Below are 10881 nucleotides of genomic sequence, written 5' to 3' on the forward strand. Positions count from 1 at the left end.
AGGACTACCCTCAATCTCTAGTATAAGGAGTTTTTTCTTGCAAGGCTAGGTTATTTCAGGAATTTGGCTGTTTTTTGGGCGTTATTTCCCTTGACAAGTTTATTTTTTCTTTATGCAACGCTAGTGCTGTGGTATACTGTTGTTCATTTTGAAATTATATCTAAAACTTTACTAGCTTCACCAACCGAAGTTATTACCACTTTCTGGTCAAAACTTTCTAACCGTGCTCCGGATGGGGCTACTTTAGGAACACATTTTAAGACGAGCCTTACATTGGCTTTAACCGGTTATATTTCTGCGGTGGTGATTGGGGTTCCCCTTGGCCTGCTGATGGGCTGGTATAAAAAAGTAGACGATATAGTAAAACCTATATTTGAAGTTATTCGGCCCATACCACCTATTGCTTGGATCCCTTTAGCAATACTCTGGTTTGGTATTGGGTTGCCGGCAAAAGCATTTATTATCTGGCTATCAGCTTTTGTTCCTAGTGTTATTAACTCTTATGCGGGAATTAAATTGACAGAACCGGTATTAATCAATGTTGCGCGTACTTTTGGGGCTACCAACTGGGAGACTTTTTTAAGAATAGGTGTACCTTCAGCCTTACCAATGGTTTTCACAGGCTTACGCCTTTCTTTAAGCTCTGCCTGGATGACTCTTGTTGCGGCGGAATTGTTAGCTGCCACTGAAGGTTTGGGATATATGATCCAAATGGGCCGTACTTTATCCAGGCCGGACGTTATAATTGTTGGCATGCTAACTATAGGTTTTACCGGTGCAATTATGGCCTATGTATTGGAAAGGTTTGAAGTCAAATTGGCTCCCTGGAGGAGGTCCTAAAAGATGATTGCTAAAGTTTCCTTACGTAATATAACATCGCGATTTTTGCCATTTATTTCTTTGGCAGCAATTATAATTATTTGGCAAATAATTGCAATTAGTGGTTATTTTGGGAAATCATTACCTGCCCCGACGGCTGTGGCAGCTCAATTTATGACCATGCTTGTAGAGCCTGTTGGGAAAACAAGCATCTTTGGTCATATATGGGCTAGTATGCGTCGGGTATTAACTGCCTTTATTGTAGCTGTAGTCATTGGTATACCCTTAGGCCTCTTTATGGGATGGAATAAGAAGATTGAAGCTATAGTTAAACCCATATTCGAGATTTTTCGGCCCATCCCGCCTATTGCCTGGATACCCCTGGCCATTCTCTGGTTTGGAATTGATGAGACGCCAAAGGTTTTCATTTGTTTTATCGGTGCTTTTGTTCCAGCAGTGATGAATGCTTATACTGGGATACGTTTTACCGAACCATTGCTTTTAAATGCGGCTCGGACATTGGGGGCCAATAAGCGTCAGTTATTTATTGAAGTTGCGGTTCCCTCTGCATTGCCAGCCATTTTTGCCGGTCTGCAAAACGGTCTTAGCTTAAGTTGGATGTGTGTTTTAGCAGCTGAAATGGTAGGCGCACAGGAAGGGGTCGGTTATCTGATCTTGCGAGGGATGGATATGCTTAATCCGGCCATGATTATTACTGGTATGTTGATTATCGGGGCTGTAGGTGCCTTAATCGCAGTGGTTTTACGTTATGTTGAAAGGTGGGTTTGCCCGTGGAAACGCGAAATATCGGTATAAAGGATAAAATTTGTTGCAAGCATGTTTTTAAATCTTTTACAGACTTAAATGGAAATATGACGGAAGTATTGCGGGATATTAATTTGACTGTTGCCGAAAATGAATTTTTGGTAATCCTTGGACCGGGACAGTGTGGCAAAACAACATTTCTCAATATTATGGCCGGATTGGAACCTCCTACTTCTGGAGAAATTTTGCTAGACGGGGAACCTATTGAGGGGCCTAGTCCGAAACGGGGGATGGTTTTTCAGCGAATAGCCCTTTTCCCATGGAAAACGGTAATGGAAAATGTAGCCATGGGCCCCAAACTTCGGGGTATACCTAAAAAGGAGAGGGAAGAAAAGGCTGCCTATTATATTAAACTAGTTGGCTTGGCTGGCTTTGAAAAAGCTTATCCCCACCAATTATCAGGTGGTATGAAGCAGAGGGTAGGTATTGCCCGGGCATATGCCAATGATCCTGAAGTATTGCTTATGGATGAACCATTTGGTCATTTAGATGCTCAAACAAGGTACCAAATGGAACATGAGGTCTTGCGTATCTGGGAACAGGCACGGCGAACGGTAATATTTGTAACTAATAATATTGAAGAAGCAGTCTATTTAGGCGATCGTATTGTTCTTTTCAGCCGTTGTCCTGCAACAGTTAAAGCCGAGTATATTATCGATCTGCCGCGGCCGCGTCAATATACTGATCCCAAATTTTTAGAACTGCGACAGGAGATTGCCGGCAAAACAGATTTAGCTCTTTAAGCAAAAGGAAGGGATTTTATAATGACTACTAACAACCAGCGCAAGGCGAAAGTAGAGGTGCGAAATTTAACAAAGCGTTTTGACGATCTGTTAGTGCTTAATGATATCTCTTTTAATGTATATCAAGGAGAATTTCTATGTATCGTTGGACCGACAGGTTGTGGCAAAACCACATTTCTTAATGTTCTTTGCAAACTAATACCAGCAACTGCGGGAGAAATTCTTATTGATGGTGAACCGGCTAATCCGCGCAAACATAATCTTGCTTTTGTTTTTCAGGAACCTTCTACAATGCCCTGGAAAACCGTAGAACAAAATATACGTTTTGGATTGGAGGTGAAAAAACTCCCTGAGGAAGAGATAAAAAAGAGAGTAGAGCGAATGCTGGAATTAGTGGGATTAAAAGATTTTCGCCATTATTACCCCCGCCAGCTGTCGGCCAGTATGGACCAGAGGGTTGTGATTGCCAGGGCCTTTGCTATGAATCCAGATTTATTACTTATGGATGAGCCGTACGGCCAACTTGATATTAAGTTGCGTTATTACCTCGAAGATGAAGTTATCCGTATATGGAGAGAACTTAAAAGTACTGTGATTTTTGTAACACATAACATTGAAGAAGCCGTTTATGTCGCAGAGCGCATACTTGTTCTGACGCCGAAACCGACAACTATTAAGGCGGAAATAAAAGTCGATTTACCCAGGCCACGTAATTTTGCCGATCCAGAATTTGTTCGTATTCGTGAACAAGTTACAGAGATGATCAAGTGGTGGTAAAAAAGGGGGAGACAAATGGAGGGTAAGCGTATAGCTTCTCAAGAAGTGGAGGCAGTTTTGGTGGATGGCGGTAAACGTCAGGTGCGCATTCTTTTGGATGGATTTAATACCACAGGCATGCCTCTTGCTTTAGCTAAATACAGTTACCAGCCAGAAACTACTGGTCCGCGACACACTCACGACGTTGAAACAGAGGTTTATTACTGTCTAACCGGTTCAGGTTTTGTAAAGGTAGGAGAAAACATATTTACATTAAGTCCAGGAGTAGTTGTTTATATTCCACCTGGGTTGGAACATCAAACGACAAGCGGTTCAGAGGGGCTGGAATTTCTTGCTATATTTACGCCGCCGATAAAATTTTAAAAATGGAGGGTTGTTATGCTATGAAATTCGGATTTATCGGATTAGGTAAAATGGGAGGAGGATTAGCACGCAATTTAATCCGCTCTGGCTATGAGGTTAAGCTCTACGACCTTAACCCTGCGGCTATAGAAGCTTCTCTAAAAGTGGGCGGAAAAAAGGCAGATTCAGCTGCAGAAGCTGCAAGTGATGTAGATGCACTTTTTACCAGTTTACCTTTACCTCAAGATCTTAAGAACCTTCTTTTAGGTGAAAATGGCCTTTATAATGTTATGAAGGTCGGTTCTACGCTTATTGATGTAAGTACTATTGTGACCCTCCCCCGATTTGTAGGACACAGAGTTAAGAGTGTATAATCAGAGTAAGGAGGCGTTGTGTCCATGGGGGAGCAAAGAAGAAAATATGACGAAGAGTTCAAGCGCAATGCCGTCGAGCTATGCCGCACCAGCGACAAAACCGCCAGCCAGATTGCTTATGACCTGGGTATCAACAGCAGCATGCTCAACAGATGGCGCAGAGAACAAGAAAAGTATGGAGAACGAGCTTTTCCCGGGTTAGGGAAACAGATGCGCGGCACCGAACTTGAAGAAGAAAACCGCCGCCTGAAAAAAGAACTGGCCATCGTCCAGGAGGAACGAGACATCTTAAAAAAAGCAGTGGCCATCTTCTCCAAAACACCGAGATGAAATATCGGTTTATCCGGGAGCACACGGGAACTTTCCGTGTCGAGACGATGTGCCGCGTATTAAAGGTGTCCCGGACAGGATATTACCGCTGGTTAAAAAAGCCCGTAAGCCAGCGTAAAATCCAGGATGAAATTATCAAAGAAAAAGCAGAGCATATCTACAACAAGAGCCGCAAAACCTATGGCAGTCCCCGTATTCATAAACAGCTCGGCAAGGAAGGTATTCATTGCGGCAAAAAGAGGGTAGAGCGGCTGATGCGCGAAGCGGGCATCCAGGCCATCCAAAAACGCCAATTCAAGGTGACTACCGACTCCAGGCATAATCTGCCGGTAGCCGAAAACATCTTAAACAGGGAGTTTACCGCCAGTAGCCCTAATAAGAGATGGGTAACGGATATAACGTATATCCCTACCGAAGAAGGCTGGCTGTACCTGGCGGCGGTTATGGACCTCTATTCCAGAAGGATTGCAGGTTATTCAATGCAGAAATATCTAACCCGGGAATTGGCGATTGAGGCCTTAAACAATGCCGTCACCAACCGCCGGCCGGGCCGGGGACTAATAATCCACTCCGACCGCGGCAGCCAGTATGCGAGCCATGATTATCAGCAATTGCTGCAGCAATATGGCTTTATCTGTTCCATGAGCCGAAAGGGAGATTGCTGGGACAACTCCCCTATGGAAAGTTTCTTCAAGACATTGAAGACGGAACTCGTCTACCATCGCCGTTTTAAAACCCGGGCAGAAGCCAGAGTGGAAATCTTTGAGTACATTGAGGTTTTTTATAACCGGTTCAGGTTACATTCTTCCCTTGGGTATGCGACACCGGAAGAATTCGAGAAAAACTATGAGAACCTGAGAAATGTGGCTTAAGTTGGTGTCCTATTTATCGGGGGAAGTCCATTGATCCTACTACCGCCCGGGAGCTGGCAAATGAAGCAAATCAAAAAGGGATAAGTTTCCTGGCGTGCCCTCTTGGTAAAGGGCCTGCCCAAGCCGAACAAGCTACTGAACCTATTTTTGCAGGGGGCCAAAAGGAAATCTTTGAAAAATGGCTGCCGGTATTAGAAAAAATAGGAAATCCGGTATATTATTTAGGAGATGTAGAGCAATCTACAGCTTTTAAGCTAATAAGCAATCTTATTGGGATGACAAATATGGTAGTTTTGAGCGAGTGTTTGCATTTAGGCGTTAAGGCAGGCATTGATCTAGCTCAGCTCATAGATTTGTTAAAAGATACGGGAGCGGATTCTTTCCAGCTGCGGGTACGTGGACCATGGGTTCTAAATAATGATTTTGCACCGCGGTTTGCCGTAAATCTTGCATTAAAAGATGTACGTTTGGGCGTAGAAATGGCCGAGAAATGGGGATGTGATGTTGAATTTTGCAGCAGAGCTTTAAGTAAATATAAAGAAGCTCAAGATGAAGGCTTAGGCGAAGAGGATTGTGCTGCTGTTTATAAGGTTTTGGGTTGTAAATGAGAGGGGAGTTGTTTTATGAACGTCCTGGTAACTTATCCCGAACGCTGTGTAGGATGCCGCATATGCGAGCAGTGGTGCTCCTGGAAGCATGAAGGACAGGTTAATCCCACCAAATCCCGGATACGGGTCCACAGGGTGCACAGCAAGTATCTAAATATCCCGGTTACCTGTATGCAGTGCGCCAAAAGCCCGTGTATTGCCGCCTGCCGGGAGGGGGCCCTGAGAAAAGATTCTGCTACAGGGGCCGTTATAGTGGACGAAGAAAAATGCATCGGCTGTCGTCGCTGCGTCCGCGCCTGCCCTTATGGCGCCGTGGCCATCGATAAGGATAAAAGGATCGTTCTCATATGCGATCTTTGTGGCGGTGAACCGCAGTGCGTGGCCCATTGCCGCGAGGGAGCCATCGAATACGTGTCCCTGGCCTTAGCCGATCGGGGCCACAGGGCCGCCTATGTGGAAACGGTTGTCGCCACCATGGCGGCAGAAACAAAGGACGGTATAAAAGCTACAGGGGAAGGGGGTTGCCAGTAATGGCCTTAAAAGGGCTGGCCGGAAAGATCTTAAGGGTAAATTTGACCAGTGGCAGCATTACCAAAGAGCCGACGCCTGATGATGTATTTGCCGGTTATATCGGCGCCCGCGGCGTAGGAGCTTACCTGTTACTTAAAGAACTCAAGGCCCATACTGACCCTTTGGGGCCCGACAACAAACTGATTTTCCTCACTGGACCCGTGGAAGGCACCCTGGCGCCGGGGGCCAATAAGATTACCGTGACCTTCCGTTCGCCCCTGACCGGGACCTATTCCTTTTCCCTGTGCGGCGGTCACCTGGCGCCGGAAGTGAAGTTTGCTGGTTATGACGGCATTATCATTGAAGGTCGGGCCGACCGCCCGGTTTACCTGTGGATTGACGACGACAGGGTGTCTTTAAAGGATGCCTCCCATCTATGGGGGAAACTCACCCATGCCACCGAGGACGCCATCCGGGCGGAATTAAAGGACGACGCCATCCGCGTAGCCTGCATCGGCCCTGCCGGGGAAAAACTAAGCCGCTTTGCATGTATACAGAGCGATTACCACCGGGAATTCGGCCGCGGCGGCGCCGGGGCCGTGATGGGTGCCAAAAACTTAAAGGCCATAGCCGTACGCGGCACAGGAAGCGTTGAGGTAGCCGACCCGGAAGCCCTGGAAGCCCTGACGGAAAAGGTCTACGGCATCCTGGCCGCAAATCTTAAAGCCAGGGCTCGGCGTTATTACGGCACACCGGAGATGGTAGACGGGACAAACGGCCTGGGCTACTGGGGCACCCGCAATTTCAGTACCGGCTATTTTGAAGAGGGACATAATATAAATGCGGCAAATATGAAAGAAAAAATATTCGTCGGCAGTATGTCCTGTTATGCCTGTCCCATCGCCTGCGGCAAAGTAAGTTTAATAAGAAGCGGTCCCTACGCCGGCACCATGATTGAAGGGCCCGAGTTTGAATCGACCGGCCTCCTGGGAGCCAACTGCGGCGTCTCCGACCTGGAGGCCCTGGTGAAGGCAGTGGAGATCTGTGATATCTACGGTCTGGATACCATGTCCGCCGGGGCTGTAGCCTCCCTGGCCATGGAGTGTTATGAAAAAGGAATAATTACCAAAGAAGATACCGACGGGCTGGAGCTTAATTTTGGCAACGGAGAAGCCTTGGTAGCCTTAATGGAAAAGATCGCCCGCAGAGAGGGTATCGGCGACCTCTTTGCTGAAGGGGCGAAACGGGCGGCGGAGAAGCTGGGCGTACCGGAGCTGGCCATGCAGGTCAAGGGGCAGGAATTCGCCACTTATGAACCGCGGGGCTGCAAGGGCATGGGCTTGGGTTACGCCATTTCACCTAAAGGAGCCCACCATATGATCGCGCCCACTATGGGGCCAGAGACAGCCGGCGACGGTAGTAAGCGCTTTGAATACAAAGGCAAGGCCGCCCTGGTGCGGGAAACCCAGTTTCTTATGGCGGTTGTCGACTCCCTTTCCCTGTGTTCCTCCATGCGTTTCGCCCTGGGATTGAAGGAACAGATAGATTTGTATTGCGCCGTTACGGGTTTGGCTTTGGACGAAGCGGGGGCCATGTTAATTGGCGAAAAGATAACCAACCTTGAGCGCCTATTTAATCTGCGGGAAGGTTTCGACCGCAAGGACGACTATCTACCATCGCGGATGCTCAAAGAAAAGATGCCCACCGGTCCCAGTCAGGGTCACCTGGTAGAGTTAGATCCTATGTTGGATGAATACTACGACCTCATGGGCTGGGACCATGAGGGCCGGCCGACGGAAAATAGGCTGGCTGAACTCGGTTTGGCCGAACTATGGCGGGAAGTTAGATAAGCCCAATTCCTCCCTTATTTTATATAACAGGGAAGGCGCGATGCCTTCCTTTTTTTACTCGTTGAGAAGGGTATATTTTCTTAGTGTCAAAATAAATATTAAAACGGTTAGCACGATAAAATAAGGAGCAAATCTAAATGGTCAAAAAAATAAAGGTTCGGTTACCCGAAGGTAAAGAAAAAGTATGTGTTGCGGGGACAACAATCTTAGAAATTCTGGTTACAGGAAAAGGTCCGGGAGAACCCCTTTTAGCTTTGGTTAAGGGTGAGGAAGTAGAACTAACGGAAAGATTACACGATGATGTAATTTTAGTTCCCATAACCCTAAAGGACCCACAGGGAGCTGCCGCTTATCTCAGGGGTTTAAGTTTTTTATTGATTAAAGCAGTAAAAGATATTTTTCCCGAGGCCGGGGTGACAATTGAACATTCTCTGGGTAAGGGTATTTACGGTGAGATTCATTACACCAGAAAGATAAATGAACGGGATATTGCTGTGATTAAAGAAAGAATGCAGCAAATAGTTACGGCCGATGAAAAAATAGAAAGGATAGAAGTAAAAAAGGAAGAGGCTGTAAGGATATTTACTTTGCAGGGCATGACCGATAAGCTCAGGTTATTAAAGTATATAAATCTTCCCCGCATCAATCTTTATCGATGCGGCGATTTATATGATTATTTTTACGGGCCTATGGTGCCGTCCATGGGTTATTTAAAAGTATTCGACCTGCTTTATTATGACCCCGGCTTTATTTTGATGTATCCCCAGGCCGGAGACCCTTTTCACATACCACCCTTTCATGACCTCCCCAAGCTCGCCAGGATTTTTAAAGAGGCCGAGGAATGGGCTAACATCCTGGACGTTGGCGATGTTGGAGCGTTGAACGATAAAGTTGTGTCGGGAGAAATCAATGAAATAATCCTGGTAAATGAAGGCCTGCATGAAAAAAAGATTGCCAATATCGCCGACATGATATACGCGGGCAAAGATAAAATAAAAATTGTGCTTATTGCCGGCCCGTCTTCTTCAGGTAAGACTACTTTTGCCAGGAGGTTGTCAATACAGCTAAGAGTTTTAGGATTAAAACCTTACCCGCTGTCTTTGGACGATTACTTTGTCGACAGGGAACATACGCCAAAAGATGAAAGTGGGAATTACGATTTTGAGTCTATCAGGGCGCTGGACCTGGAGCTCTTTAACCAGCACCTTGCGGCCCTTTTAAATGGCGAAGAAGTAGAAATACCGCGGTTTAATTTTCGCACGGGATTGAGGGAATGGATCGGCAGGAAATATAAAATGGAAAAGGATTCCGTACTTGTGATTGAAGGCATTCACGGGCTAAATGAAATTTTGACTTCATCCGTGCCGCGCGAAAACAAATATAAAATCTACATCAGTGCCCTGACCCAGTTAAATATAGATAACCATAACCGCATACCCACTACTGACAGCAGGCTGATGAGGAGAATTGTTAGGGATTACCTGTACCGGGGCCGTGATGCCGCAACGACCATCCTTACCTGGCCGCAGGTCAGGGCAGGGGAAGAGAAAAATATTTTTCCTTACCAGGAAGAAGCCGACATTATGTTTAATTCTGCCCTGGTATATGAAATGTGTATTTTAAAGAAATATGCTGCACCTCTCCTGAGGGAGATACCCGTGAGCAGCCCGGCCTATCTGGAGGCTAAAAGGTTATTGACTTTTTTAAGTTATTTCCTGGAAGCCGAAGAAAATGCGATACCCAACAACTCGATTATAAGGGAGTTTATCGGCGGCAGCTGTTTTGAGTAACGTAAGGGGCTTTGTGCGTAACGGTTCATTGCACGGCCGGTAAAGTTCACCCCCTTGGTGCCGATATATTGGGATGAGGATATTTTATGGGGTGAATTAGGTGCGCATCACCAACCGCATGCTCGGCCAAAACGTCGTTAACAACATCAACCGCAACCTGGAATACATGTATCGAGTGCAAGAGCAGATGTCCACCGGCAAGAGGGTCAACCGCCCTTCCGACGACCCCATCGTCGTGGCCCGGGTCCTCGCCTTTAAAACCTCCATTGCCGCCAATGACCAGTATAAAAAGAACATGGAAGACGCCAAGGGCTGGATCGACGCCTCGGAAAGCGCCCTGGGCATGGCCACCGATGTGCTCCAGCGGGCTAGGGAATTGGCGGTCTACGGAGCCAACGGCACCATGCCAGAGGAGTCTATGCAGGCCCTGGGCGAGGAGGTCGAACAGCTCCTCGACGAGATGGTGCAGGTCGCTAACACTTCTTACGGTGGCCGTTACTTGTTTGGCGGCACCGTCACCACGAAGGTTCCTTTCAATAAAATTAGCGACACTAACAACCTGCAGTATCCAGTGGCGTATCAAGGCGATACGGGGAGTCTTAATTGGGAGATCGCTCCGGGGGTGGTGCTACCCGTCAACGAGAACGGGCGCAAAGTTTTTGTGGAGGCGGTAGACGACGGGTCCGGCGGAAACCTTTCCCTCTTTAAACTTTTAAGCGATTTGAGCGGGGCGTTGAAAAGCGGCGATTACGGCCAGGTGGAGGCCAGCCTCGGTAAATTCGACCAGGCCATCGACCACTTGTTAAACATCCGCGCCGCCTTGGGCGCCAAGAGCAACCGCATGGAGATGGCCATGTCCCGCCTTAACGACACCCAGATCGGCCTTACCACCACCATGTCCAAGCTGGAAGACGTGGACCTGGCCGAAACGGTAATGAACTACAAAAACCGGGAGAACGTCTACCTGGCTTCCCTGGCTACCGGGGCCATGGTCCTGCAGCCGAGCCTCATCGACTACCTGCGCTGATTCGGGGAGGGGAG

General features: G+C 47.3%; 12 protein-coding genes and 1 pseudogene. All 13 read left to right on the forward strand.

All coding sequences use genetic code 11. The features are described 5' to 3' along the window. The first annotated feature begins 90 nt into the window (after nt 1–90). The 13 genes and pseudogenes from MHFGQ_RS03825 to flgL all read left to right on the forward strand — a co-directional run bounded on the left by MHFGQ_RS03825 (nt 91) and on the right by flgL (nt 10867). A complete protein-coding gene (locus tag MHFGQ_RS03825) occupies nt 91–840 on the forward strand; it encodes an ABC transporter permease (RefSeq protein WP_211292897.1) in 750 nt (249 codons plus the stop codon). 3 nt (nt 841–843) lie between these two features. Next, a complete protein-coding gene (locus tag MHFGQ_RS03830; RefSeq protein ID WP_106005491.1) occupies nt 844–1635 on the forward strand; it encodes an ABC transporter permease in 792 nt (263 codons plus the stop codon). Next, a complete protein-coding gene (locus tag MHFGQ_RS03835; RefSeq protein WP_422879833.1) occupies nt 1632–2387 on the forward strand; it encodes an ABC transporter ATP-binding protein in 756 nt (251 codons plus the stop codon). The genes MHFGQ_RS03830 and MHFGQ_RS03835 overlap by 4 nt, the downstream gene beginning before the upstream one ends. A 21-nt stretch (nt 2388–2408) precedes the next feature. Continuing rightward, the gene (locus MHFGQ_RS03840) at nt 2409–3164 is read left to right on the forward strand and encodes an ABC transporter ATP-binding protein (RefSeq protein ID WP_106005490.1); all 756 of its coding nucleotides are present in this window, start codon (nt 2409–2411) and stop codon (nt 3162–3164) included. A gap of 15 nt (nt 3165–3179) precedes the next feature. Further along, nucleotides 3180–3527, forward strand: coding sequence for a dimethylsulfonioproprionate lyase family protein (locus MHFGQ_RS03845; RefSeq protein WP_106005489.1), 348 nt, complete (start codon nt 3180–3182; stop codon nt 3525–3527). A gap of 20 nt (nt 3528–3547) precedes the next feature. Next, the gene (locus tag MHFGQ_RS03850) at nt 3548–3880 is read left to right on the forward strand and encodes an NAD(P)-binding domain-containing protein (protein ID WP_106005488.1); all 333 of its coding nucleotides are present in this window, start codon (nt 3548–3550) and stop codon (nt 3878–3880) included. A gap of 24 nt (nt 3881–3904) precedes the next feature. Beyond that, nucleotides 3905–5082 (forward strand): IS3 family transposase gene (locus tag MHFGQ_RS03855; protein WP_106005281.1). Its coding sequence is split into 2 segments (ribosomal slippage): nt 3905–4166 and nt 4166–5082, totalling 1179 coding nucleotides; the frame shifts between segments, so codons are not numbered across the junction. 80 nt (nt 5083–5162) lie between these two features. Beyond that, nucleotides 5163–5249 (forward strand): annotated as a pseudogene (locus MHFGQ_RS13945) (NAD(P)-dependent oxidoreductase); the annotation flags it as partial. 117 nt (nt 5250–5366) lie between these two features. Continuing rightward, the gene (locus MHFGQ_RS13950; protein WP_245907849.1) at nt 5367–5690 is read left to right on the forward strand and encodes an NAD-binding protein; all 324 of its coding nucleotides are present in this window, start codon (nt 5367–5369) and stop codon (nt 5688–5690) included. 15 nt (nt 5691–5705) lie between these two features. Then, complete coding sequence (locus MHFGQ_RS03865) at nt 5706–6221, forward strand: 4Fe-4S dicluster domain-containing protein (protein ID WP_343105526.1); 516 nt, start codon at nt 5706–5708, stop codon at nt 6219–6221. Further along, entirely contained in the window at nt 6221–8050 is a 1830-nt protein-coding gene (locus tag MHFGQ_RS03870) for an aldehyde ferredoxin oxidoreductase family protein (protein WP_343105527.1), read from the forward strand. Before MHFGQ_RS03865 ends, MHFGQ_RS03870 begins: the two co-directional genes overlap by 1 nt. 137 nt (nt 8051–8187) lie before the next feature. Beyond that, nucleotides 8188–9840: a nucleoside kinase gene (locus tag MHFGQ_RS03875; RefSeq protein ID WP_106006018.1), complete on the forward strand. Its 1653-nt coding sequence runs from the start codon at nt 8188–8190 to the stop codon at nt 9838–9840. A 100-nt stretch (nt 9841–9940) separates the two neighbouring features. Continuing rightward, nucleotides 9941–10867: a flagellar hook-associated protein FlgL gene (flgL, locus tag MHFGQ_RS03880; protein WP_106006017.1), complete on the forward strand. Its 927-nt coding sequence runs from the start codon at nt 9941–9943 to the stop codon at nt 10865–10867. Nucleotides 10868–10881: the final 14 nt, after the last annotated feature.

It is taken from the genome of Moorella humiferrea, assembly GCF_039233145.1.
Classification (GTDB): domain Bacteria; phylum Bacillota; class DSM-521; order Neomoorellales; family Neomoorellaceae; genus Neomoorella; species Neomoorella humiferrea.

Coding starts and splice junctions, on each gene's coding strand:
- MHFGQ_RS03840 (WP_106005490.1), top strand. CDS start 2,409: ATGACTACTAACAACCAGCGCAAGGCGAAAGTAGAGGTGCGAAATTTA.
- MHFGQ_RS13950 (WP_245907849.1), top strand. CDS start 5,367: ATGGTAGTTTTGAGCGAGTGTTTGCATTTAGGCGTTAAGGCAGGCATT.
- MHFGQ_RS03865 (WP_343105526.1), top strand. CDS start 5,706: ATGAACGTCCTGGTAACTTATCCCGAACGCTGTGTAGGATGCCGCATA.
- MHFGQ_RS03850 (WP_106005488.1), top strand. CDS start 3,548: ATGAAATTCGGATTTATCGGATTAGGTAAAATGGGAGGAGGATTAGCA.
- MHFGQ_RS03875 (WP_106006018.1), top strand. CDS start 8,188: ATGGTCAAAAAAATAAAGGTTCGGTTACCCGAAGGTAAAGAAAAAGTA.
- MHFGQ_RS03870 (WP_343105527.1), top strand. CDS start 6,221: ATGGCCTTAAAAGGGCTGGCCGGAAAGATCTTAAGGGTAAATTTGACC.
- MHFGQ_RS03845 (WP_106005489.1), top strand. CDS start 3,180: ATGGAGGGTAAGCGTATAGCTTCTCAAGAAGTGGAGGCAGTTTTGGTG.
- MHFGQ_RS03830 (WP_106005491.1), top strand. CDS start 844: ATGATTGCTAAAGTTTCCTTACGTAATATAACATCGCGATTTTTGCCA.